Source organism: Photobacterium malacitanum, assembly GCF_900185615.1.
Classification (GTDB): domain Bacteria; phylum Pseudomonadota; class Gammaproteobacteria; order Enterobacterales; family Vibrionaceae; genus Photobacterium; species Photobacterium malacitanum.
In genome coordinates, this window is record NZ_FYAK01000001.1 from 201,884 (window position 1) to 227,757 (window position 25,874).

At 38.3% G+C, this 25,874-nt stretch carries 21 protein-coding genes; 7 read left to right on the plus strand and 14 right to left on the minus strand.

The features are described from left to right. Window positions 1-15: 15 nt before the first annotated feature. Together PMAL9190_RS00910 and PMAL9190_RS00915 are read right to left on the minus strand one after the other, a co-directional pair. On the minus strand, window positions 16-498 hold the full coding sequence (locus PMAL9190_RS00910) for a hypothetical protein (RefSeq protein WP_087843504.1): 483 nt from the start codon (window positions 496-498) through the stop codon (window positions 16-18). Between the two features lie 10 nt (window positions 499-508). Beyond that, window positions 509-1,648, minus strand: coding sequence for a cytochrome-c peroxidase (locus PMAL9190_RS00915; protein ID WP_087843505.1), 1,140 nt, complete (start codon window positions 1,646-1,648; stop codon window positions 509-511). A gap of 208 nt (window positions 1,649-1,856) precedes the next feature. On the opposite strand from PMAL9190_RS00915, the gene PMAL9190_RS00920 reads away from it, so the two are divergent. Further along, window positions 1,857-2,459, plus strand: coding sequence for a sugar O-acetyltransferase (locus PMAL9190_RS00920; protein ID WP_087843506.1), 603 nt, complete (start codon window positions 1,857-1,859; stop codon window positions 2,457-2,459). An 80-nt stretch (window positions 2,460-2,539) separates the two neighbouring features. Here PMAL9190_RS00920 and PMAL9190_RS00925 read toward each other — a convergent pair whose 3' ends face one another. The 5 genes from PMAL9190_RS00925 to melB all read right to left on the minus strand — a co-directional run bounded on the left by PMAL9190_RS00925 (window position 2,540) and on the right by melB (window position 10,967). Continuing rightward, complete coding sequence (locus PMAL9190_RS00925; protein WP_065176833.1) at window positions 2,540-2,767, minus strand: hypothetical protein; 228 nt, start codon at window positions 2,765-2,767, stop codon at window positions 2,540-2,542. Between the two features lie 271 nt (window positions 2,768-3,038). Next, complete coding sequence (locus tag PMAL9190_RS00930; RefSeq protein WP_087843507.1) at window positions 3,039-4,037, minus strand: substrate-binding domain-containing protein; 999 nt, start codon at window positions 4,035-4,037, stop codon at window positions 3,039-3,041. A gap of 216 nt (window positions 4,038-4,253) precedes the next feature. Further along, window positions 4,254-6,386: an alpha-galactosidase gene (locus PMAL9190_RS00935; protein WP_087844183.1), complete on the minus strand. Its 2,133-nt coding sequence runs from the start codon at window positions 6,384-6,386 to the stop codon at window positions 4,254-4,256. A gap of 26 nt (window positions 6,387-6,412) precedes the next feature. Beyond that, window positions 6,413-9,505 (minus strand): beta-galactosidase, encoded by a 3,093-nt coding sequence (locus PMAL9190_RS00940; RefSeq protein ID WP_087843508.1) that lies wholly within the window; start codon window positions 9,503-9,505, stop codon window positions 6,413-6,415. 76 nt (window positions 9,506-9,581) lie between these two features. After that, window positions 9,582-10,967 (minus strand): melibiose:sodium transporter MelB, encoded by a 1,386-nt coding sequence (gene melB / locus PMAL9190_RS00945; RefSeq protein ID WP_087843509.1) that lies wholly within the window; start codon window positions 10,965-10,967, stop codon window positions 9,582-9,584. 419 nt (window positions 10,968-11,386) lie between these two features. On the opposite strand from melB, the gene PMAL9190_RS00950 reads away from it, so the two are divergent. Beyond that, a complete protein-coding gene (locus PMAL9190_RS00950; protein ID WP_087843510.1) occupies window positions 11,387-11,908 on the plus strand; it encodes a hypothetical protein in 522 nt (173 codons plus the stop codon). Between the two features lie 120 nt (window positions 11,909-12,028). Then, the gene (locus PMAL9190_RS00955; RefSeq protein ID WP_087843511.1) at window positions 12,029-12,406 is read left to right on the plus strand and encodes a hypothetical protein; all 378 of its coding nucleotides are present in this window, start codon (window positions 12,029-12,031) and stop codon (window positions 12,404-12,406) included. Between the two features lie 52 nt (window positions 12,407-12,458). Here PMAL9190_RS00955 and PMAL9190_RS00960 read toward each other — a convergent pair whose 3' ends face one another. Further along, window positions 12,459-13,820, minus strand: coding sequence for a phosphatidylserine decarboxylase family protein (locus tag PMAL9190_RS00960; protein ID WP_087843512.1), 1,362 nt, complete (start codon window positions 13,818-13,820; stop codon window positions 12,459-12,461). A gap of 495 nt (window positions 13,821-14,315) precedes the next feature. Here PMAL9190_RS00960 and hpf point away from each other — a divergent pair, with 495 nt between their 5' ends. Then, window positions 14,316-14,708 (plus strand): ribosome hibernation-promoting factor, HPF/YfiA family, encoded by a 393-nt coding sequence (gene hpf / locus PMAL9190_RS00965; RefSeq protein ID WP_087843513.1) that lies wholly within the window; start codon window positions 14,316-14,318, stop codon window positions 14,706-14,708. Between the two features lie 94 nt (window positions 14,709-14,802). Here hpf and PMAL9190_RS00970 read toward each other — a convergent pair whose 3' ends face one another. Beyond that, the gene (locus PMAL9190_RS00970) at window positions 14,803-15,576 is read right to left on the minus strand and encodes a class I SAM-dependent DNA methyltransferase (RefSeq protein ID WP_087843514.1); all 774 of its coding nucleotides are present in this window, start codon (window positions 15,574-15,576) and stop codon (window positions 14,803-14,805) included. Window positions 15,577-15,917: 341 nt separating this feature from the next. On the opposite strand from PMAL9190_RS00970, the gene PMAL9190_RS00975 reads away from it, so the two are divergent. Next, complete coding sequence (locus PMAL9190_RS00975; RefSeq protein ID WP_087843515.1) at window positions 15,918-16,610, plus strand: pseudouridine synthase; 693 nt, start codon at window positions 15,918-15,920, stop codon at window positions 16,608-16,610. A gap of 70 nt (window positions 16,611-16,680) precedes the next feature. Further along, a complete protein-coding gene (locus PMAL9190_RS00980) occupies window positions 16,681-17,052 on the plus strand; it encodes a spore gernimation protein (protein WP_087843516.1) in 372 nt (123 codons plus the stop codon). A 125-nt stretch (window positions 17,053-17,177) separates the two neighbouring features. Here the strand turns inward: PMAL9190_RS00980 and PMAL9190_RS00985 are convergent, their stop codons facing one another. Beyond that, complete coding sequence (locus PMAL9190_RS00985; protein ID WP_235004254.1) at window positions 17,178-17,591, minus strand: nitrous oxide-stimulated promoter family protein; 414 nt, start codon at window positions 17,589-17,591, stop codon at window positions 17,178-17,180. Window positions 17,592-17,823: 232 nt separating this feature from the next. Here PMAL9190_RS00985 and PMAL9190_RS00990 point away from each other — a divergent pair, with 232 nt between their 5' ends. Then, window positions 17,824-18,117, plus strand: coding sequence for a hypothetical protein (locus tag PMAL9190_RS00990; protein WP_005367981.1), 294 nt, complete (start codon window positions 17,824-17,826; stop codon window positions 18,115-18,117). 141 nt (window positions 18,118-18,258) lie between these two features. On the opposite strand, the gene PMAL9190_RS00995 is transcribed toward PMAL9190_RS00990, so the two are convergent. From PMAL9190_RS00995 to PMAL9190_RS01010, 4 genes are all read right to left on the minus strand, one after another. Continuing rightward, window positions 18,259-21,012 carry a GH92 family glycosyl hydrolase gene (locus PMAL9190_RS00995; protein ID WP_087843518.1) on the minus strand — a complete coding sequence of 918 codons (2,754 nt, stop codon included), beginning with the start codon at window positions 21,010-21,012 and terminating at the stop codon, window positions 18,259-18,261. Window positions 21,013-21,088: 76 nt separating this feature from the next. Further along, entirely contained in the window at window positions 21,089-23,536 is a 2,448-nt protein-coding gene (locus PMAL9190_RS01000; RefSeq protein WP_087843519.1) for a GH92 family glycosyl hydrolase, read from the minus strand. A 183-nt stretch (window positions 23,537-23,719) separates the two neighbouring features. After that, a complete protein-coding gene (locus tag PMAL9190_RS01005) occupies window positions 23,720-25,117 on the minus strand; it encodes a PTS fructose transporter subunit IIBC (RefSeq protein ID WP_087843520.1) in 1,398 nt (465 codons plus the stop codon). Window positions 25,118-25,141: 24 nt separating this feature from the next. Then, complete coding sequence (locus tag PMAL9190_RS01010; protein ID WP_087843521.1) at window positions 25,142-25,588, minus strand: PTS sugar transporter subunit IIA; 447 nt, start codon at window positions 25,586-25,588, stop codon at window positions 25,142-25,144. Window positions 25,589-25,874 lie beyond the last annotated feature (286 nt).

The window sequence follows — 25,874 nt, forward strand, 5'->3', positions numbered from 1 at the left end:
GCCTTTTTGTATCGATTATTCTTTAACGATACGTAAGCTGATTAATTGATTTGGACGGCCGTGTAATTCAACCAAATAACTGCCCCATTCATGAGTATTAACATGATGTAGTGCTAATTTTTGCTCAATACAATATAGATTAGTAATGTACTGGCCATTGATATCAGCCCCTTTGATGGTTAATTTTACGTTTGGATTAGTCGCAAACACCATTTTTTCATTCCATTCTTTTATCGCTAATTGAACATATGCTTGACCTTTAGCATTGAGTGTTAGCGAATATCCCAAGCTTTTGTCAAATATTTGTTCTAACTGTATTGCTTCATCTGGAGTATTTGCCGTTACTTGATTAACTGGGGTCACATTACATGTTGCTTGATAAGGCGTAATAAAATAGGTATTGCGACCTTTAATTTCCGCATCAGAAGGGATCTGAGGTGCGGCAATCACAGGTGAACTAACTGCAATAGTGAGCAAAGCTGACAGTGTTTTTTTCATCGTTATATTCTTATTGTTGAAGTGGAAAAGCCGTGATGCAATTTGGTGGATCTTGTTTGGTTTTTAATGGAATTATTTGGCAAAAAGGACTCTGGTGAGCTGGATCTTTGCTCATGTCACGGGTAGATAAACTAGCAAAAAAAGCCAATAAAGCCTGTTTTTCAGCAGGTGTTAACCTAAAGCCTTGTAACCGCGAATCTTTACTTAAATGTTTACGGCCATCGCCTTTATTGGGACCGACAGTGATAATACGTCCACCAGCTGCATAACTATCAAGCACTGCTTCAAGTTGATTAAAGCTACCATCATGTCCCCATGGTCCAGTATTGCTAACGTTAATCAATGACGGAATTCTAAACTTACCATCATCCATTTTTTGTTGAGTAAACTGACGTAGTCCTGTTTCATGGGTTGGATATCCATATTCTTCGAGGTTATTTTTAATGCCATAAAGACCAGTATTGTAATAGCGGTTATTAGTGGCTGGTGGTTGGTTTAGTAACGGTCCTGCATGGCATTGAGAACAACCTAATCGTTGGCTATTAAATAGAATTAATCCTTGTTGCTGTTGGCTATTAAGCGCTGTTTTATCACCTTTAATAAAAGCATGATAAGCAGTATCGGTATCAACAATTGTCATAACATAACGACTTAATGCGTTGATCACTCTTGCTGTGGATATTGTGCTGTCACCAAAACTAGCTTCAAAAAGAGGTGGGTATAAGGTATTTGCTTGTTGCAGACGCTTGAGTAGTAATGCATCTGTCATTCCCATTTCTGGTGGATGTAATGAAAATAGCGGTAATTTAATAGTGTCAGTGAGTGTGGTTAAATTGGGCTGACGTTGCATAAACGCAGTTAGCAGTGCGCTATTAAGTAATGACGGTGTATTGAGAGTGGTAGGATTGTTATTGATATCTGGTACTTTAGCAAAACGGTTAGTCCACCCTAAATCAGGTGCATGACACAACGCACAGCTACGATTTCCTGTTTTAGAAAGTCGATTATCGTTAAATAAATACTTACCAAGGGTGACTTTTGCTACATCTTGTCTATCGTTTTGAGTCATCGTTGCTGCATACAATGTTGACGTTAATGCTATGAGCGGCGTTAAGAAAAGGACTGCAATGATACGGTAAATAACAGTCATGATAGACATCAAAGAGGTGTAAAGAGAGCGTTATTATAATCGACAACTTGTGGTTGCGCTTATGAAATTATGTATCAAGTTGCAACAATAATCGTCACTGAAAAATTAAGTGATCTTGCTCTGCTTTTGGCGTAAATCAGCATAGTATTATTGATGTGATAAGTGAGTCTATGATAGCTTAATTCCAATACTATCAAGGTGATAAACAATGGATACTAACCCTGAAGATAAGCTACATAGCCAACAAGTTTATGTTTGTGATGATGTGCTTGCTGAACGTCAATTAGCGTGTTTAGAAGTATTATATGATTTTAATCACACTCGACCATCAGAAACGAATAAACGAGCAGAATTGATGCAGCAGCTGTTTGCAGAAGTCGGTACAGGGTGTTATATCGAACCACCATTACATGCTAATTGGGGCAAGCATACCCATTTAGGAAATAATGTGTATGCTAACTTTAATTTAACCCTTGTTGACGATACTCATATCTATATTGGCAATAATGTTATGATTGGTCCAAATGTGACTATTGCAACTGCAGGTCACCCAATAGAGCCGATCTTAAGGGAACAAATTACGCAATTTAATATTCCCGTTACGATTGGTGATAATGTTTGGATTGGCGCTCAGTGTGTCATTTTACCTGGTGTCTCAATTGGTAAAAATAGTGTTATCGGTGCTGGTAGTATTGTTACTAAAGATATTCCAACCAATGTTGTTGCAATGGGAAATCCTTGTCGAGTATCACGTGAAATAAATGAGCATGATAAAATTTATTATTATAAGAATAGAAAATTTAATGAATAATATAAATAAAAGTATTACTAAAAAAGGAGATTATATTTAACATCATTATTTATTATATAACTAAAGTAATTATAGTATTTCTATTGTATCGATATAATTATTTCTTGTACTTTGTTATAGATATCTGTTGATGTTCCTACCAATATTGCTTCTTTATAGTTGGACTTATCTAGTACGTTTACTTTTTCTAATGTGATCACGTTATCATCTTTTCGCAACTGATAGCGGTCTTTCATTAATGATTGGCTCATTACTATATTTGCTTTAAATACGGCACGATAAACACCATTCATGGGCATATGACACATAAGTAAAATCTCTTTAGCGATGTAATTATAAGGGGGATGCCTTATTGAACTTTTCAAAACAAACGAATTGTAGACAACTCTAGCCAATATTTAAAGGTTTAATCTTAAAAATATGACTAAGTAGAATTAAATTATGAAAAACATATACCATTATATAAATAGGGGGAATATGTATAAAGGCAATATAATAATAAGCTATTAATAAAAGTAAAAACCAATGCTAATTATTAGCCATTGGTTTATATTTATTTTATAAATAAGCGCATAAATTTTATATTTTATTTATAACTGAATTACGTCTAATAAGTGTCGGAGAAAAAATACGCGTTGTTGTTTGTATTTTATTATCACTTAAATTTAGTGCTAATTTAGTTGCTTCTTCTGCCATTAAATAGATAGGGTAGCGAATAGTTGTTAATTGTGGTCGAACATACCGAGCAATTAAACCATCATCAAAACCAATAACAGAAATATTATCTGGCACTTTTACGCCATTATCTTCAAGTGTATTGATTGCTCCAGCTGCCATATTATCGTTGTAAGTCACCACTGCTGTAATAGGCAGTGATTTTGAAAGCAAATTGGTCATTGCTTGCTCACCACCTTCAATACATGGTTCAGTGGTTTCGATAAAGTTTTCATTAACGATGATATTATGTGCGATAAGTGCGTCTTTATAGCCTTGTAAACGTTGGGTCGCATCCTCAATATCGTGGGACGAGTTGATATAAGCGATGTTAGTGTGGCCGTGGCGGATCAAGTATTCTGTCGCAATATAGGTGCCTTTAATATTATTCAATGAAATACAGCGTTCGGCTAATTCAGGAATATAGCGATTAATGAGTACCAGCGATTTTACTTGTTGAGCGTAATCAATAAGCGCTTGATCTGATAATCCTTTTGAATGAATAACCAAAGCATCACAACGACTATTAATTAATAGGTCGATGGCTTTTTTTTCATCGACTGCACGATGGTAGCCATTACCAATCAGTAAATTTTTGCCGTTTTGTTGAGCGACAGTGTCTACCGCTTTGACAAGTGAACCAAAGAAGGGATCAGAAACATCACCCACTAACACGCCGATGGTATTGGTATTATGGCTAGCAAGAGCACGAGCTGCCGGATTAGGTTGATAATTTAAGCGTGTAATTGCACTGGTTACAGCGAGGATAGAAGCTTTACTGGCTTTGGGGGATTGATTTAATACACGAGATACTGTTGCTACAGAGACGCCTGCCTCACGAGCAACATCTTTAATTGTTGCCATAGATGCTCTCAAATTACCTACCTTGGAGATTAAACAAAATCAATGTAGGAAGCGGTAATATAGTCGTTTATTAATAAAATGAGTAAGCCAGTATATAGCCATCCTATTACATATCATACTGAATCTTTAGATGATGTTAGGAAAAGGTTTTTTAATCATAATGATAAAAGAAAAAGCACCATTAATAGGTGCTTTGGTTATGGTGCTAATGGCATCTTACTGAATTTGAATCGCGAGCAATAACGACGATTCAGGATCCATTATCGGCAGGGTGAGTCCTACGGTTTGTAACCATTCTCCACTGAAGTGTTGTTGACTCGTAAGCCATGGTGGCTGACGATTAACCATTGAATGGAGATTGTCAGGCCCATCAACAATAGTAATGGCATAGTGTTGATCAGCAAGTAACCCAGGAATATGTAATCGACCTGATAAACAATAGGTTGGCATCGCTAATTGATTGATACTCACTAAAGCATCTGATTGTGATTTACTAACAACCATATTGCCTTGTAACGCTGCGCTATCGCTAAAATTTAAACGGTAGTTATCACCGCTATGCAGTAAATGGCGGTACTTTTTATGTAATTGAATATAGTGGCTAAACGCTGTCTTTTCTTGCTCACCAGCTTTAACGGGATCGAGTTCTAATCCCATGTGACCAAAGAGCGCAGTATTACCTCGAAAATTCATTGTGTGAGTACGGCGAGTCGTATGGCTGCAATGAGAACCAATATGAGTGCCCATCACTTCAGGCGGATAGAAATAACTCATTCCGCGTTGAATCGCCTGACGTTCAAGCGGATCGTTATTATCTGAACACCAAAAGCGGTGTGTGCGCTTTAAAATTTCATAATCAATACGACCACCACCGGCTGCGCAAGATTCAATCTCAACCTTAGGGTGTTTAGCCAGTAGCTTGTCCACGAGGGCATAGTAGCGCTCTACTTGACCACATCCAGCAGCACGATTGTTATGTGCGGGCTGTACAATTTCACGGTTCATATCCCATTTTATATAGTCAATTTCATATTGAGATAGAAAATGATCTAGACGCTCAAATAAATATGCAAAGGCGGCTGGATTTTGTAAATCAAGAACATATTGATGACGTCCAGTAGGTTGCTCATAGCCGTCAACAGCAAGGAGCCATTCTGGATGTTGTCGATAGAGATCTGCATCTTTATTGATCATTTCAGGCTCAAACCACAAACCAAATTCCATCCCCAGTTGATGGACATGATCAATAATAGGGTTAAGTCCGGCAGGGTATTTTTTAGGGTCAATAAACCAATCACCTAGCGATGAAGTATCGTCATTGCGGCCTAAAAACCAGCCGTCATCAATAATAAAACGCTCGACACCCATTGCAGCAGCTTCAGTAGCCATTGCTGTAATGTAAGCGGGATCATGATCAAAATAGATCCCTTCCCAAGTATTTAAGTGAATTGGGCGAGGCTTATCTAACCGATTCTTTAGGATGGATGTGCGTACATGCTGGTGGAAATGTTGACTCATGGTATTGAGTCCATGATGACTATAGCTCATGTACAACGTTGGTGTGGTTAATGATTGTTGTGGCTGTAATGTAATTTCACCCGGTAAATATAATGCTTCAGCTTGAAGTACACGACGACCATCGGCTTTGACATCAATTCGCATGCGATGATTACCACTCCAAGCTAAATGCGCGCCCCATACTTGACCATGATCGTCACTAAAACCTTGCTCACCAACAATAACAGCAGGGTAATGTTCATGTGAAGTACGCCCGCGACGGTTTTCTTGAATATAGCCACCATGGCTTAACTGACTTCGATGTTGTTGAAATTCTTTGATCCAACGACCATAAAAAGACAGTATTTCACTGGCATTATCAGCAATAGGTGCAGTATTAGCACAACGGATCACATGATAATCACTCGTGCCAAGGTTCGTCACCGTTTGCGATAGCTGTAAGACATCATTTTCATCAAGTTCTATCTGTGTCTGCCAGCCTAACTGCGCTTGTTGATCAAGACAGTCAATAATCAGCTTATTACCATCCTGTTTGACGGCAGTGATAGTAAACACAGGGGCCCAATCACTGCCATTTTCACGAAAACCTTCAAGTGCAGAAGCACCGAAATTTCCACGACCTAATTGAGGGTTAATACTGACTGCAATATCGGTATCTAAACGTCCAAATGGAATTGGCCGTTCAAGTCCGACCGCCATTTGCTGCAAGTCACTGTGTGTTGCATAAGGTAAGCGGTTACCGTAATACACAATATCAGCATTATCACTAACAGCTAGCAAGAGTTGGCTATTAGCGCCGATTAAAGAATACAGTTGTGGTTGAGTTGTCATTGGCATGGTTTTGATATCCACTGCTATTACTGCGCTGTCGCGGTAAAAGTTAACTGGTACTGATAACGATCAGCGGTTAATAAAAACTCAGGGTGAACGCTTGGGCTCCAAGAGTCATCGCCACCAATCCCCATATGTTCACTGTCAATATTAAGGTGTAAACAGCTATCGGGTTGCAACTCATAGCTATGACGCGCCAGTGCTAATTGTGACTGTGAATAACGACTGACGGCAAAGTGGAACTGGCCGCTAACAGTTAAATTATTAATCGTCGCATATTGAGTGTCGCAGCGCAGTCCGTTATCGGTTGGATAGATATAATCGGTATGCATGGCGGTAATCGGCAGGGTATGGTGATCCATATGAGCTGCCAATAGGCGATCAGGATAGTTCTCATGCGGGCCGCGACCAAACCATGATACGCTGTCGGCTAATGGAACATCGACACTAATACCAATACGAGCCAAACTTGGTAACTGAGTGTCTGGTTCAACCGTGACATCAATCGTTAGCTGACCATTCGTTTGAATGCGGTAGTGCCACTGTGTGTTAATGGTTTTTTGTGAAGATGTAAAATGGCTAAAGTAAGCCGTTACCACTAAAGATCTATCATGATCTTGCTGAAACTGAACATGTTGGCACTGCGTCTCTATATTATCTAAGCCTGCTTGTTGCCATTGTGCCATCCACGTGGTGGGATCGACACGATCAACCTCACTGGTACCAATATCATTATCCAGTGGAGCACGGTAAAAATTATCTTTAAAAGGCGACGTTATTATAGCATTGCCTTGTGCAAGCCATGTTTCTAAGTAACCTGAGGTTAAATTAAAACAAAATTCATTATCGGCAGCCACAATGGTTAATTGTTGGCCTTCTTTAGTGTAATGAATCGCATTTTGATCATTGATCGTCGGTATAGCTAGAGTGCTACGTGCTTGTTGCAGCTGAAATTGTTCGATAGCAATAACGTGACCGGCTTCAGCCCAAGCGGTGGCTTTAGTTAATACCACTTCAAGATCCAAGTAATAATTCATCGCAGGATCAAAATCGCGCATTTCGTCGCTCAATGCTATTTCGGTCGTCGTTTGTGGCGCAAGCATCAACTCGCATTCACCGTGAGTTAATGTAACGCCTTGCTGCTGAATCTTCCATCGCAGTATGGTATGTTCACTGTCACTAAACAGCAATTCACTTCGAATACGCAATTGGTGCTGTGGCGTTAATGAAAACTGAAAAAATTGCTGTGCTTTTTTAACTTCAAATAAAGCAGGGTGTGGCGTGCGATCAGGAAATACTAAGCCATTTATACAGAATTGACGATCGTTGATGGTATCGCCGAAATCACCGCCGTAAGCCCAATATTGTTGACCGTCAGCGGTAGTTTTAGTGAGCCCTTGATCAACCCAATCCCAAATAAATCCCCCTTGTAAGCGCGGGAATTCACGAAAAGCCTGCCAATACTTATTGAAGCTACCTAAGCTGTTACCCATCGCATGAGCATATTCACACAAGATCAATGGGCGCTGTTCATTAGGTTGGCTGATCCAATTTTTAAGTGCATATTTAGGCACGTTAGGGTGATCAATATGTTGATCAACACGAGCATACATCGGACAGATAATATCGGTTGCTGCAGTATTGGCACCGCCACCTTCATATTGAACTGGACGTGATGGATCGCGTTGTTTGGTCCATTGATACATCGCATGATGGTTAAAGCCAATGCCAGATTCGTTACCTAAAGACCAAATAATGATTGAAGGGTGGTTTTTATCCCGTTCAACCATCGCCATCATGCGCTGCATATAGGCGTTATTCCACATTGGATCGTTTGATAAACGGCACATAGGGAATTGACCATGGGTTTCAATATTGGCTTCATCGACGACATAGAGACCATAGTGATCACACAATTCATACCAACGTGGATGATTGGGATAGTGAGCGGTACGAACGGCATTAAAATTGTTTTGTTTCATCAATTTAATGTCTTCAACCATAGACGCTTCAGTAATGTAATGACCGGTAATCGGATGATGTTCATGACGATTAACGCCACGAATTAATAGTGGTTTACCGTTAACAAGCAATTGACCATTACTGATTTCAACCTGACGGAAACCGACATTATAGCTTTCACATTCAATTAGCTTATCGCCGTTATATAGGCCAATAACAGCGCGATAGAGATAAGGGATTTCAGCGCTCCATTGTTGAGGCTGATGTAGATGTAATAGATGCTCAGTTTGATCGTGCCAACCGCCTTTTTCATCGACTTCATGGGCCGCAGTATAAGCGGTAGTAGCACCAGAAAACGCAACGGCATTATTATCAGCATCAAAAAGCGATACTGTGACACTGTAACTATCAGTAGCCTGAGTTAACTTGGTGGTAATAGCTAATGTAGCATCTTGATAGGTGGCATCTAATTGAGGTTGAATAAAGACATCAGCAATCGCTAATAAGGGCTTTTGGTAAATAAACACATCACGGAAAATGCCACTTAGCCACCACATATCTTGATCTTCTAAGTAAGAACCATCAGACCAACGCATCACCATCACAGTTATTAGGTTATCGCCTTCGTGAACGGCATTCGTTAAATCAAATTCTGCCGGTAAACGGCTATCTTGCGAATAACCGATCCAACGACCGTTACACCATAAATGAAAAGCAGAGTTAACACCTTCAAATACTAAGCGTGTTTGTTGTTCAATATCAGCAGCCGTTAGTGAAAAACGACGACGGTAGCAACCGGTTGGATTTTGTTGTGGAACCTGCGGTGGCGTATCTGCAAAAGGGTATTTAACATTGGTATAAATAGGTTTGTCATAACCTTGAAGTTGCCAGTTGCTTGGTACGTCAATAGGCTGCCAATGATGGTGTTGAGTATCAAAATCGATATCGACGATAGTTTCAGGAACAGCTTGAGGACAAGGGTAAAAACCAAAATCCCACCGACCATTTAAAGATTGACGACCAGAGTGTTGCTGTTGCAGCGCATTTTCTACTGAGCGATAGCTATGTAATGGGCTATGGGGAGCAAGAGTATTTAGCTTAACAATAAGCTGGTTTTGCCAATCTTGGCTTACGATAATATCAGAGAAAGAACGCATGGATGACCTCATTAAAACAACTAATGAGCCGCACTTGACGGCTCATCATCGTGACATATATAGAATTAAATAAAGATTAAGCGTTAGTTGAGAGTGATTTTGGCTCCGTTACTGCTGGTGGTGATGCGCTAAAATCATCACGATTAAAGCCATCATGCAGGCGATAAAAACGTTTATAAACAATGGCGCTGATTAACATCAATACCGCAGGTAAACCAATCATTAACCATTGAATGCCTAGCAAGGTATCAGCAGTTTGCGTTTGGTTGGCTTGATAACCAATCAGTGATAGACCAACACCGACGATGAAGCCGCCAAATGCACCAGCAAATTTAACTAACATGGTTTGAATTGAGAAAATAATACTTTCGCTGCGACGACCCGTTTTAAACTCACCGTAATCAACAACATCAGAAAGCATTACTGTTTGAAGGGCGTTCGCTATACCAACACCAAATTTAATAGCAGCACCTGATAGACCGATAAGTAGTAGGTTACCTGGTGAAAATACGTTCATTCCAAGTAAGATCACACATGATAAAATCGGCATACTACATGCGATGATCCACAGTAGTTTTCGTGGAATAAGATTGGCTAAGCGCGGGAATAAAAACACACCAGCCACTTCTGCAATACCCGCGACCATCATGTAAGCTGGGAATAATTCTTTATTGCCTAACGCGTAGGTGAAATAGTAAATCGCAAATCCACCCACCAACATATTAGCAATTTGAAAGGCTAAAACTGTCGCAATGAGCGTTTTGAGTTGATCGTTACAATTAATAATGTGTAACACATCTTTAAAGGTAAATTTGGTGGTAGTAGGTAGCGCTGTTTGCACTCGCTCTTTGACATTTTTTGTGGTGATAAATGCACTCATAATAAAGAGAACTGCAATTATCATCGCTGTTATTTGAAAGCCACGACCTTCATTACCCTCACCAAGCGTCGTAACGATATACAAGCCGTAAGTACCAGTAATAAACCACGCGAGGCTAGCAAATAAACGTGGCCATACGACTAATTTTTCTCTTTCTGGGCGTGAACTTGATAGTGAAGGGATCATTGACCAGTAAGGAATGTCCATAATGGTGTAAGTCAAGCCCCAAAGAATATAAGCAATGGCCGCATAAACATACAAAGCTGTTCCTTCAAAAAGGTGGGTACTGAATAAGCCAATAAGAACAACGGCATTGATCAGCGTACCGATTACTATCCATGGGCGAAATTTACCAAAACGTGAGCGGGTATTGTCTACCACCATACCCATCATTGGATCAGTAATCGCATCGATAATACGTGCAGCTAAAAATATGGTACCGACGAAAGCGGCAGAAATCCCCGCAACATCAGTAAAATAATACATAAGAAAGATATAAATCGGCGCACAGGCAAAGTCTTTTCCTAATGCTCCTAATCCATAACTGAATTTGGTTTTTAAGCTAATAGTTTGTGATGACATAGTGTAGGGCCTTATATTATTTTTTATCATTATTACTTGTTGACGCTACATCGACTGTGATCAAAAGCAGATTAGTGGAAGCGGTTACACTAAGTTTGCTGTTTTAAACTATTGGTCACAAAAATAGCGACTTTAGCAGGATTTGGTGCATATAAAAACACATGTGTTGGCTGTTATAGCGCTATTAATACTGCGTTAATGGGCGTTTTTTGTGAATTAAGCTGGTTAAATAGCACGCTTTGGTATCGGTTACACTAAGGCGCAAAGAAGTCGAATGATGTATCACAATCGTTAATTTGCTATTTTTGAATGAGGATCAAGTCATAATAACTTTGCGTTTTTGAGTACCATCTTTATGATTAAACAGGACTATTATGAAAGGAGTTTTATTATGTAATGATTCTAAGTAAGGATAATTTATGAAGATTTTAGCGATACCAGGAAAAATGCCGATCACTGAAAAGTGGTTATATAACATACTCTCAGCAACAGACTGGGATAGCAGTGCGATTGAAATGCATCGATTTGAAGCATGGACTAGTGATGAAGCATTCAGTGTTGATCAGGAAATAAGTTATCTGCCATCAGGACATTATGATGTCGTGATCACTAAATCTATCGGTTGTTTAATTACATTGAGAGCTCAGAATAAGATTAGCTGGAATAGATTAGTGCTTATCGGTGTTGCATGGAGTTTATTTTCTGAGTCGGAACGTCAGCTTTTAGGTGCACTTGAAGAAAAAGCATTGCCAGTGTTAATTATTCAAGAGAAGCACGATCCTTTTGGTACTTACGCAGAGATATCTGAACAAGTGGCAGCTAAAGAGCATATACGTTGCATTGAAGTGCAAGGGGATAGACACCAATATACTGATACCGTTGCAATTGGTAGGCTTATTAATCTGTGGGTGAATGAAACTCAGTCAGTGGTTCATTCATAATTATTAAAAATGAAACAAAAAATACGCTAATGTGTTTTTTCCTTTGTCATTATCTGCCATGTTACTTATTATGAGTTAAGTTGCTTATTGGTTGGTTAATTAATGACAAAGGATGCTGACATGAAAAAAATAATCACTGTCGCAATAACGCTATTACTTACTGGGTGCACTGAAATTCCCAATGATACAACATTAGAAAAAGCTTTTTATTCTGCGGCACAATCTTCAAAAGCTAATACCATTATGACTGTTGATAATTTTGCTAAAGTGAGTGGTTATATAAAGCAAGATCATTACATTGCTGAAGTCAGTTATGACATTCGTTTTATTAGTGACCATGAAGATCCGCAGGCTGCGAATGAAGACACTGTTACTTCAGGTTTAGGATTGCACGTATTGTCAAAAGCTTATGGTAAGTATAAACGAGGGGATATTAGCAGTAATCAGCAGCAAGTTATCTTCATAAAAACCAGTGCTGGTTGGCAAGTTAAAGCCTAAAAAAAGCAGCCAATAATCAGGCTGCTTTAATAGATTTAATGAGTTAGGAATATTATTTATTCTTTACTGTTGCGATGCGAGAACAAACAGGAATGTTTGTCGCATCAAGACCTGGTGCCGTATTATGGAAATCAAACTCAAGTTCAACATCTGGTTTGAAGATTAAGCAATGTGTAGAACCACCAAAGTGGAACATACCTAGTTCATCGCCTTTATTAATGTGCTGACCTTCTTCTACAGTAACAGCACAAGAAGAGACTTCTGCCATACCAATAGCAATGAAACACATTAAGCCAATTTTAGGGTTATCAGATTCAATAAAGATCACTGCACGAGTAGCAACAGCTGTTAAGAATGGCTGCGAATTGTTAGGTGCGCTATCATCAGCGCCATCAGGATTATTGAAACCTTGGTAACGGTTACCTAAGTAGTATGAACCATTAACCATGAAGGTTTTCTTAATCGTACCACTCACTGGGCTGTTCCAACGGTGATAGCTTAATGCACTAAGAAATGCTTGATAAACCGTACCGCCAACAAATTGTTCTGCTAGTGGATCAAAATCCATCATGTTTTCTAATGAGTAAGGCTGACCTTTAAGCCAGAAGTTTGAAGATTTAGCAACATTAGTCACAACTTGTAAAGGCGCAGATTCACAGGCGTTAGCGATAACATCGTCACCTTCTGCAACAGGCCTTACACCCTCTTTAAAAGTACGAGTAAAGAAGTCATCCCAAGATTTAAAGCCGTAGTGTTTATCTGTTGGATCACAGTTAAAGAAATGCTCAAATGGTTTATTATGATTTTCTGAATCACTGGCTTCAGCTTGACAAGCCACAGTCACCATTTCTTTTTGAGCATTATCACTTAACCAACCAAATACTTTTGGAATACGATCAGGGTGATTTTCAACTAACACTGAACGTGACTCTGGAGATGAAAGGTATAGGCTCCAGTATGTTAGAATTTTCTTAAATTGCTGGTTAACAAGTTCGTTAGCAAAGAATGCATAACCAGAATCTGTTGCCATTGGCCAGTCAAGAAGGGCGTTAATTGGAAAGCCAATTAAACCACAAGGCTCTAATGCACCTGTTTTAGGATCTAAAAACTCAGTGCACTCTGGTGCTTGAGTCATGATATGATTTAATAAAACTAAAAACTCATCAAAACTATTTACCTCAGGTGTTTCCAAAGGTGTTAATTCTTTATGGCTTTTAGCCTCAGTGAACATATCTTGAGAAAGGCGTAATAAAACAGGATCGTTTTCTACTAATTCTTTAAAGTCTGCAATAGGTTGAGCCATTGAGTGCGATGTTAAATGCGTACGTGTTTTTAAATCTTTAATCCAAGCTGCAATATGTGCTTTATTTTTAGGAAGCCAATTGCCTTTTAATAGAGGGTATGTCTGATTCATAATTCTATACCTAATGATAAATTAAATTTAAAAACGCTAAAGCATTACATCATTTAAATATATAAATTGATGTGCTCAATATTAGTAATACTTTATCGCCAGCAATATTTTAAGTCATTATCTAAAAATTAAACGTAAAAACTCAATTATACGTAATCAATAATTATAAACAGAGCGTTAAGTAATAATTACATATAAGCGAAATAACCATAGACCAAAAAGTCATTTAAGGTGAATTTTATTTGTTTCTTTTTTTGAAAAATTAATTCTGGTTGAAAAACAACAAAAAAGCGTATCTTTAATAAACGCTATAGGTCGATATTGATTGTTATTTAAACTAAAGTGGTGTGTTTGTTATTGATTTTACTTACTTTATTTTTTAACTTCTGATAGTGATGATTCAAAAGTGTGATATTTGTCACGTTTTGTTTTTTAATTTCGGTTCATCTTAATAGCACAAACAATAAATAACTTATTAAATTATTGGTGGAAAAAATGACGTTAAAAGTAACTGCTAAAGGTTTTGAATTACCTGATTACATGGAAGCTCATATTGAATCTGAGTTTGCTAAATTCGATAAATTCCAAGTTGTATTTCATAGTCGTAATGTATTTATGAAATTAGAACCAGGCCGTCAATTTATTGTAGAAATTGCAGTAAAGACAAGTGTTGGTGATATTGAAGCATCAGCAGATGAAAAAGAATTAAGTGACGCATTAAATGCCGCATTTGCACGTTTAGAGCGTCAAATTATTAAGAAAAAAGAAAAGCCACTAGCACATCGTTCTGAATTAAATGAGCGTGATAAAGAAAACTTCTTAAAAGAAGAAGAAGCATCTGCAGAAGCTGCAGCTGATGAAGCGATTGCTGCTGAAAGTGCTAAATAATAATTAACAATAATTGAAATAATAATAAGCTAATATTATTTCGTTATTAATTTATAGTAAAAACCTCGATCAATAACTATTGATCGAGGTTTTTTTATGCGGCTTGCTGATTGATAAGGGTATTTTGTTTTTTAACACAGACAAAAATGGCATTACCGGAATGACCATTCCAAGGCACGATTTTATCGTAGCTATGTTCAAACATCGTGATATCAAAAAAAGGTGCTAACAATTGCTGTAATTGCACAAAGTTGATTGCCACCATAGGGTGATTATCACGCCAAGACTGAGTGACATTATCCGCTGTTTTTTCAATATGCAGCTGTAATTGTTGATGTTCACCCTCACCACTGTAATACCAACCAGATTGGAACATAAAGTGATCGCCTTCAAACTCAGTGGTATGACGTACAAAAGAGCTGTTATCGATTTTATCTTTGTCGACAGCATTAAAGCAAAATACACCATTCTCATTTAACGCATTGTAAGCACTTTCAATACATTGCATTAATTTCTCGATATTGGCATTGTAATGCAATGAATACAGGAAACAGGTTATTAAATCTAACGGTGCATCAACGGTAAAATTACACATGTCGTGCTGCACAAAAGTAGCTTGTGGACACCGTTGTTGAGCAATGTTGAGCATTGGTTGATTAATATCTAAGCCACTTGCTTGATAGCCATAACCAATAAAATGCTCAACATGCGGGCCTGTACCACAAGCGAGATCAAGATAACGAGTGCCTTGATTACCAAATAGCTGGTGGAGTCTACGAATACAATTACTTTGTTCTTGGTAATCAATATCAGCGCACATTAAATCATAGTAGCCAGACAAATCAGTGTATAAAGCGTTATAAGACATGGTTAACCTAATGATTATAAAGAGATTATGTTGGTTTTTGGAATGGCCCAATTACCAAAGTTGCGCGATATTAGCCTAGCTTTGCAAATGCGCCAAACAATATTTTTTAAATTAATCAATTAATTGAAGTAGCGCTCACTTTATACTTATAAGGGATATTGTAATGTGTCTAGATTGGTAGTAATTGAGGGCTTTTTCTGCTGTAGTAAAAGAGATGAAGTTAATGGTAGTGCGGTGAGATTAAGCAGTGATAGCCTAAATATTAGTGTAAGTGTTGCTTATTACTGGCGGAGAGGGATAATCACCGCTCTTTTAATATAAAGAGAAAGAGCGATATTTTTATGCGTCTTGATAAATTTGTTTGTAAAAGTACCGCACTTACCAAAGAGCAGGCCGTTAGCGCTATTATTGATGGTGAAATAATGGTCAATGGTGATGTTATCACTGACATTGCAACGCAAGTACATGAAAATAATGATGTTAGACGAGCAGGAACGCGACTCTATCCTCGTCCATTTCGTTATCTATTAATGCATAAGCCAGCACAGACCATTTGCTCAAATATTGATGAAGTCTATCCGTCATTGTTTAATTACATTGATATAGAACGTCCACAAGAACTTCATATTGTGGGTCGATTAGATGCGGATACAACAGGTTTAGTTCTGATTACTGATGATGGTAGGTGGTCATTTAATATCACTTCTCCCAATAAACTATGCCCTAAAGTATACCGAGTTAAGCTTCGTCAACCCATTGATGTAAATGCTAAAAAGTTATTCGCTCATGGCATTCAGTTACAAGGTGAAACCCAACTTACCGCACCAGCCTCATTAACCATTATTGATGAAAAGCAGGTGTTATTAACCATTACAGAAGGTAAGTTTCATCAAGTAAAACGCATGTTTGCAACTATTGGCAATAAAGTCGTTGGCTTACATCGTGAGTCGATCGGTGCTGTAACGTTAGACGTTAGCGAAGGTCAATGGCGCTATTTAACCAGTGATGAGATTAAGGCATTACGCCAACAATAAATACCAACAATGGTGCGATACCGTGAAATAAAATGAGTATCGCGGCATGTAATTTAATGAGGATAAATCGGTGAAAAAAAGTCAATTAGGTTTTCTTGTGGTGGCAGCAACAATGCTTTTATCTGGTTGTAGTGGTGAAGCCACTGTGACTGCGACCCCGGTGAAAAATGTTGATACCGTATCGGTCACATCACCTGAAGATATTGATGTATTTTGTCCAACGGGTATTTGTACTTTTGAATTATCAACTTCTGCACCAACAAAAGTCACCGTTACTATGCACTATGACTACAGCAAGCTTTATACCAAAATCGAAGGGGTGAGCGTTGTTGGTAAAGGTGCAAAAGACGCTAAAGTAGTTGATGAAGATCAATTCACAGTAGAACTAACCAAAAAGAATACCCCTGTAAAAATTGAAGTGATTGATTTTTATCGCAACTAAATCGCTTTCGCTGGAATATTATTAAGCAGTCTTTACTTCGCTAAGGACTGCCTTCTATACATCTTCATATATATAGTTCAGTACAATAATTAATTAAATCCTAAGAAATCAGCGCTCTAAAATTTCTAACTATTGGTTTTTAACGTTTTTCTTTTTTTATAATTAGATTTCATCTCTTTGGTTAGTGGTGGTAGTGGTTTTTTATCATTAACTAAGTGTCTGATTGCCATAATAGGGTGCTTGATTAACATCTTTGGTCCTGAGTAACGCATGATCGTTTGCGATTTGAGCTTTTGTTGTGGCTTGTAGCAATGGATTGGGCATTGCTTACAGCTGGGTTTATTCTCACCATAAGGGCAGCGATCAAGACGGTGTTTTACATAGCTTCTAAATTGCTCACAATCATCACAACGCTGAAATGAGGCAGTATTAGTTTGATGGTGATTTAAGCAATAGAGGTCAATCATTGCGGTTATGGTCTTAAATTCCGTATTAAGTCGACCCAATAGATTAAAGTCAGTGTTTTTATCCACGTTCATCACCGTTATGAGTAAAAGGAATTATTCTAACGCGTATAAAGATGCATTTTAAATAAAAGTTTCATAAAGATGATAAATTATGACGATTAATTCGCATTTTTTTAGCAACAAGTGTCAATAATGTTGATGAATTGATAAATTTAATGATTAAACACAAGAAACATGCTGAGATGGGTTGATTTAACGGGAGTAGAGCAGTAGTATCCACGCCTCGATTTTTATGGTGGTGTATATGAGCAGATTTGAGTGCCTTGAAAGAATTGTCGACGAATATCGTAAAAAAGTTCGTGACGCAGAGTTTAACCGTCAGAACGATAGCGAAGTTGCTAAGGTTCTAGTTTTATTAGTCGGTAACTCAATGTTCAGTCTGGCTGATGAATTTGCTGATTGGGTTAATCGTGGCGGTGATCGCAGCTACGGCGGTAAGTTTTTTGTTTCTAAGCAACTAATGACGTTGTTAGAGCCAGTAACATTCCGTGGTGTAACGGTTCGTCGTGATTCGATTAAACTATTCAGAATTTCATAAACCTGAGTGGCTTCCAATCGTTATTCAATGACTCTCCGATAGAAAAATTGAAAAACAGATTTTTGATCTAGCTGTTCAGCGTGGTCATTAAAAAGGGGATGCTGCGGCATCCCTTTTTTGTTGATTACTATTGGTTACATCTTAGTTTATTGCTTTCATTGCTTGAGTTTTATCATTGGTCATTTCGAAATTTAGCTCGCCATTGTTGCGAAGTTCACGATGATTAAATGAGAAATTCTCGTCTAATTGCTTGCCGTTAATAGATACCGATTTAACGTAGATACTTTCTTCACTGTTGTTTTTTGCTGTGATTGTGAAGAAACCATCATGAACAGGCATGACTACTTTATCAAAGATAGGGCGACCAATGGTGTAAGTTGGATCCGCTGGACTGACTTGATAGAAGCCCATTGCCGACATAATGTACCAAGCCGACATTTGTCCGACATCTTCGTTACCAATCAGTCCTTCTTGAGTCGGGTGGTAGAAATCGTTCATCGCTTGGTTGACAACTTCTTGTGTTCTCCAAGGCTCTGCCGTCCAGTTGTATAGGTAAGGTACGTGATGATCCGGTTCGTTACCCATAACAAATTGACCGATGTAACCTGACATATCATGAGATTGAGAAGTATCAGCGTTTGAATCTGCATTAAATAGACCATTTAGGTTAGCAAGCATTGCAGCTTGACCTTTTTCGGTCATTATTTCTGGCGTATTTAAGTCACTACGGGCATTGAATTGACCCGCCATGATATTAGCTAAACCTGAGACACTGTGAGGTGCAAACCATGTCCACTGCCACGCATTGCCTTCAGTGAAGTCTTCGCCGCGATGTTCTGCGCGGTATGGCCAGAATAGGTCATTTTCATCAAGGTGCTTACGCTCTTTACACCAAGTGTAATCACGTCCTTCAGGAATCAATAACTTTAGATTTTTGTCTAAGCATTCATCGTTAAGATTATTAGCAAAGACTTTTTCACCATTTAAATGATATACAGGACGCATAAAGCCAGTAATGCCTAATGGTTTTCCATCTGCGCTTTGCATTTTTCCGTAAAATTCAGGATTGTGGTCAAAGTAGTTCTTAAATGATTCTGAGCGCTTCATGTAGCGATTAAATGCTTTCTCATTATTAGCAAGCTTAGCTATCTGTGCGACACACCAATCGTAATAGGCATTTTCTAAACCATATGATACTGATTCATTGACTAAGCCATCAAATTTATCTGTTGCAATACCATCAACATAAGCCGGTTTATTTTCGTCATTAGGATTCCATTTTATATTTGCTGGAATATATCCTAATTCTTGTTGGTATTGGTTGTGTTTAGTCATGACGGTAAAACGTTTGTCACCATTCCAAGCATCACGATAAGGCACCCAACTATCTGTGATATCCTCGTTAAATCCTAGTGTATCGTCAGCCGCTTTAAGTGCTAATTCGAAGTGTTCCTGAGTAAATTCTTCTGGGTGTTTAACCATTATATCGGCAATAACGGATACAGCGGGATGACCCACCATTTCACCAGTGTAATCTGAATGTAATTCCCATTTAGGAAGCACACCACCTGTTTTATACTTGTTTAACAGGTCAAGGGCGTAATCAACGGCACGATCTTTATCAACAATTGTTTTAAGTGGGTGAGATGCACGGAATGTATCCCACATAGAATAAACAGACATGTTAACTAGATCACCATCAGATTGATGGATCTTGCCATCCATACCACGGTAACGACCATCAACATCTTGGTAGATAAATGGGGCAATATAGGTGCGATAGAGAGAGGTATAGAACATAGTCTTATCGGCTTCTTTACCGCCGTCTACCTCAAAATCGCCAAGGACTTCAGCCCATGCCATGCGGTTTTTCTTCACCACATTGTCAAAATTGAAATCATTATTGTCAGCTTCTAAGTTATTAATAGCACCTTGAATATCAGTACCTGAAATAGCAACTTTAACCGTGATTGGAGCATCACCTTTACCAAAGTTAAGATGTGTCATTACATCGTTAGCCATCGCTAATTTACGTGCGTCTGTCGGTGTTGGTTCGTTTGGCATGGCAACATGTTCAGCATAGCCGTTGTAATCAGCTAAGCCGACTTCTGTGGCATCGATAGGGATCAATGTTCCAGGGTTATTAACTAACGTTCCAGCTTCCATTGCGTAACGTTTTTTAGCGTATAAGTTCTCTTCAATAATCGGCTCTGAAAACTCCGCAACAAAGAATACAGTTTGCCACTGTCCCCATTCGTTAGATGTACGTGCACCCACAACGGTAGTGTCATTAAGACGTTTATAATAGATATTACGTGAGTGGTTACCATAAACTTCTAATAGTTCATGTTGTAAATCGATTCGAACTTTACGATCTTCACCTTCAGGGAAAGTGTAACGTTGGAAAGCGACGCGATCAGTTGCTGATAATTCAGCTTTAACGCCAGTTTCATTTAATTCTACTGAATAATATCCAACTTCTGCAGTTTCTGATTTTTTGTCCATACTTGGAGCGTCAGTATTAAAACCAGTGTAGGGTAAAAATGCGAAGTCGTTTAAGTCACCTTTACCCGCACCTGAAATGTGGGTCATAGTGAAGCCGGATAAATGGGTATTTGATGGATCGTATTCTGATGGTGATCCCTTACCGTTCCAACCATTAGGATCCCAGTTATCTGGAGAGGGCTGAATCATACCTTCAGGCATAACAGGTGATGGGTTAACGTTGCCTAATCCTTTGGTACCGATCATCGTATCAACGTATTTCAGAACAGAAGAGGTTTCGATTTCTGGTGATTTATTTGTATTAATATCGTTGTCACTATTATTACAACCAGTAACACTCATTAAACCAAGCATTACAGACACAGTAAGAGCCGTACGTTTAAATTGCATTTGAAATCCTTATTCAAATATTTAAAGTAAGGAGGAGGCAGAACTCCTCCTTATTTATATAAAATATGCGTCGTGGTTATTTAGTTAGATTTGGCTGCATTGCTTCTGATTTATCATTCGTCATGACAAAACGTAGCTCACCACCAGCTTTGAACTCTTCGTGTTTGAATGTATTGAATACATCCAATGGCTTTCCGTTAATAGTGACAGATTTAACATATAAGTTGTCTGGGCCATTATTTTCAGCAATCACAGTAAATGTGCCAGAGCCAATATTGACTGTTGCTTTATCAAATAGTGGACGACCGATAGAGTAAGTAGGATCAGTCGGCGCAATTTGGTAGAAACCTAATGCAGACATGATGTACCAAGCAGACATTTGACCAACATCTTCATTACCTATGATGCCATCAGGGGTTGGTTTATAGAATTGGTCATTAACTTGATCGACGTATTCTTGAACCTTATATGATTCAGTTGTACGGTTGTACAAGTAGATCACGTGGTGAGATGGTTCATTACCGTGAATGTACTGGCCAATATAACCGGTCATATCTTGGTGCTGATCACCTTGGTTTGAATTTGCAGTAAACAAGTTATTTAGCTTTTGATTTAAACCGAAAGTACCACCCATTATTTCAGTTAATTTATCTAGATCTTGCATGAATGCCCACTGCCATTGCCATGCATTACCTTCAGTAAAGGCATAAGCATCAGCGACATATGGATCATATTTGCCGTCTTTGTAGAATTTAGGTTCCCATTCAGTACCTGAGCCGACTAAGGTTTCACACTTATTATCGCCAACTTGAACTTTAGGTACGAAGAAGCCTGATTCTTCATCCCAATGTGATAGAGAGTTATAAGAACGAGCTTTAAATTCTTCGTATGCTTCGATGTTACCAGCAGCTTTCGCCATTTCTGCGATAGTCCAGTCGTAGAATGAGAATTCTAACGAGTAAGAGACTGAGTTCCAGTTAGGAATACGAACACATGTTTCATTGACGTGGTAGTTCAATTGACCAGCCATCAAAGATCCTAAGATACCATCATTAATTTGAGGGAAATTATGTGGACGGTAATGTGCAGATTTAACAGACGCTTCAAATGCTTCTTGAGGTTCAACCAAGCCTTTAGTTACAGCGTCACCTACAATAGCTGTTGATGGATAACCGATCATTGTCCCGGTTTCTGAACCATGACCTTCCCATTTAGGTAACATGCCGAATTCATCGTTAGATTTACGAATTAAATCTTTAACGTACAATGTCGCTTGTTTAGGATCGATAATTGTCCACATTGGGTGAACGGCACGGAAGGTATCCCATGTTGAATAAATAGAGTAGTTTGGTACGTCGCCATCTTTAAGCGTACGAACAGTACCCAGCATGTCAACATAACGACCATCAACATCATAAAATTCGATTGGTGCGATCATCATGTGATACATAGCAGTGTAGAAATTAGTTTTTTCGGCTTCTGTTCCACCTTCAACTTTGATTTTCGATAATTTTTCAGCCCATGCATGCTCTGCATCTTTTTTGACTTGTGCAAAATCGAATGTTGGTGCTTCTGCTTCTAAGTTCTTTTGTGCGCCATGCCAATTAACAGGAGATATACCAACACGAATTTCTAATGGCTTATTATTTTGCTCAAATTGTAGGAAAGTCGTTAAATCCTCACCTTGATAAACAGCGCCTTGACGCATTTCATTGGTTGATGGTTCATTGCCATCGGTGCCTAAAAATGCTTTAGCAACAGGCTCATTAAATTTGGCGTAAAAGAAGATTTCTTGACCTTGGTGATCTTGGCCTTGGAACCAACCTGTAGAGGTTTTTTTACCACGAATGGTGTAATCATCAATGATTTCAATTTTATTTTTAACCGTTGCGCCGTTATTATTTTCTAAGGTATGTCCTAAGTCGATTTTAATATTACGTTCAGCACCATTCTCAAATATATATTTATGTAGTCCAACACGTTTTGTTGTTGTTAATTCTACTTCAATATTACCTTTATTAAGTTTTGTCTTATAAAAACCAGCAGATGCTAATTCGTTTTCTTTATCAAAATCATTAATATTATGATTAGAAATATCAGAATAAGGAAGAATTAAAATATCACCTAAATCAGTTGCGCCAGTTCCTGATAAATGTGTATGAGAGAAACCATATAATGGAATATTGGTTGCTATAATATCGTTATTTTCATAATCTGAAGCATCCCAATAACCAGAAGCTGAATGCCATGGGTTTAGGCCTGTTTCATGGTCAATTCCTGAACCGATAAACGTATCTGGTGATAATTGAACCATACCTGCAGGAACCACGGCTCCTGGGAATGTATGGCCACTCGCTGCTGTACCAATCATTGGATTTACGTGTTTTAATACGCTTAAATCAATGGCTTGAGATACAGGAATTTCAATCGCTGATTTGTCGGTATTATTATCATTATTACAACCAGTAATATTAATAAAACCAGCCATTACTGAAATAGCAACTAGAGTACGTTTAAATTTCATTATTAATCCTTTAGGGTGAAACTATATATTACAGTTAACTTATGTTTTATTTAAAAATAACAAGCGAACATTATTATAAATAAAGTAATTGAAGTTGTTTAAAACAAACAAATAAACAAATGAATGGATGTTAATTATTTCTTATCAAGGGCTATTTAAAATAGCCCTTTGTAAGAATAACTATTAGCTCATGAAAGTTTTTGCTTTTTTCATTGCTTCTTTTGTTGAACACTCAATAATATTCACACCATTGAAACGTTCTGCTTCTTTGATAGCAATATCGTGTGCAAGAATCACAAATTTAGCATTTTGAATATCAGCAGTTGTTAGGCGATTTTGAATACCATTCTGACCTTGTGTTTCTACTTTTGCTTTTAAGCCAAGTTCTTTCGCTGCTTTGTAAATAGATTTCTCAGCCATGAACGTGTGTGCAACACCAGAAGGGCAGCAAGTGATAGCGACAACATCGTACTCACCTTCACCAGCAACAGGTGCTGTGTCAGCTTGTACTGGTGCTTTTTCTGCAACAGCGACTGTTTCATCTTCAATAACAACAGGTTTCCACATACCTACAATAACAGCTGTTGTGAATGAACCTGCAAGAATACCAGCAACGTACATTGGAATGTTGCTAGAAACTGGTGCAGTAATTAATCCACCCCAAGGTGCATGTAGAAGTACATCAGTAGCAAAACCAAAGACACAACCAACCATACCACCAATAACGATAGACGGTAGAACACGCATTGGGTCATTTGCTGCGAATGGGATAGCACCTTCAGAGATACCGATAGAACCCATGATTGCCGCAGCTTTACCTGCTTCACGCTCTTCTGTAGAGAATTTCTTTTTGAACATGAATGTTGCTAATGCCATACCTAGTGGTGGAGTACAGATAGCAATACCTACGCCACCCATTAACCAAGGTTGTGTATCAACTTGTGTTTGTGCAAATAGTGTCGCTACTTTGTTGATTGGGCCACCCATGTCAAATGCAGTCATGCCACCTAAGATTGCACCCAGTACCGCTTTAGAAGAACCCGCCATTGAAGCTAGGAATGCGTTCATACCAGCCATGAAGCCAGCGATAGCAGCACCTAAGCCCCACATTACGATACCCGCACTAATTAACGTACCTGCAAGAGGGTATAGGAAGTACACGCCAAGTGCTGATAAGTGATTAGGAATTGGGATCTTTTTAAGTTGTAGCACCACGAAGCCAGAAATGAAGCCAGCGATAATACAGCCTAGGAAACCACCACCCATGTCAGCCATGATACCTGAAGCGATAAATGCTGGCGCAAGAGCGGGTTTATCTGCAATTGAGTAACCAATAAAGCCACCAAGGATGATTGGGAATAAAACCAGACCCTTAATTGCAATTGTTGAAATATCTTTCAGAATACCTGTATCAGGAACGGCACCTTTACCTGTTGCCATTACAGCAAGAGCAAGAAGAACACCACCAGCTACAACGAAAGGTAGCATGTGAGATGTACCAAAAAGTAGGTGTTGTTTCATGGTCGATAGCGTTTGTTTCCAATCACGCCCTTGACCGTTAGTCATTGTTGTTGTAGTCATCTTTATTCCATTAAAGTTTGTTAATTAAAATTGATCAGATAAAAGAACATCTAACGCTTCTTGTTCTGTGGTCGCGTTATGCATTGCTTCAATAAACTCATCGCCGAATTTACCGAATAATTCTTGTAGTACGTAGATATGATGGTCAGCACCGTTATCAGGAGACGCAATCATAAAGAAAAGAGAGGGTTCATTACCGTCTTCATCACCATATTCGATCGTTGCTTTTTTAATGCCAACAGCGATTGCAGGTTCTAATACCGCTGTAGATTTAGCATGAGGGTAGGCGATACCATCCATGCAGGTGATGCTGTCAGATTCACGTTGTTTAATATCAGCTAAGAACTTAGCTTTATCATCAATACGATTATTTTCATGAAGAAGGTTAACTAATTCTTGAAATAACTCATCTTTGTTTGTCGCACTAAGATTAATCTTAATAAGATTGGTATTTACTAAAGTAGAAAGCATGATTTTTCTCGAGCCAGTGTTTTAAGTGAGATGGAGTATATCCACTTAATTACAAAAAATTGCATGCTTGGTCACGCTTTTATTTTATGACAAAGACAGGATAAAAACCTTGAGGGGAAAGTCACACAATAAGTTAACAGAATAATATAATAACAAATTTGCTTTACATGGTTTTTACATTTGGTGTTATTTTTCTTTAAGTGCAATAGAGTTTATATTATTCATTTACGGTATTTATTTCAGTATGTTACTGCATTATGTTTTTGTGGAATATCTATTGAGTGTT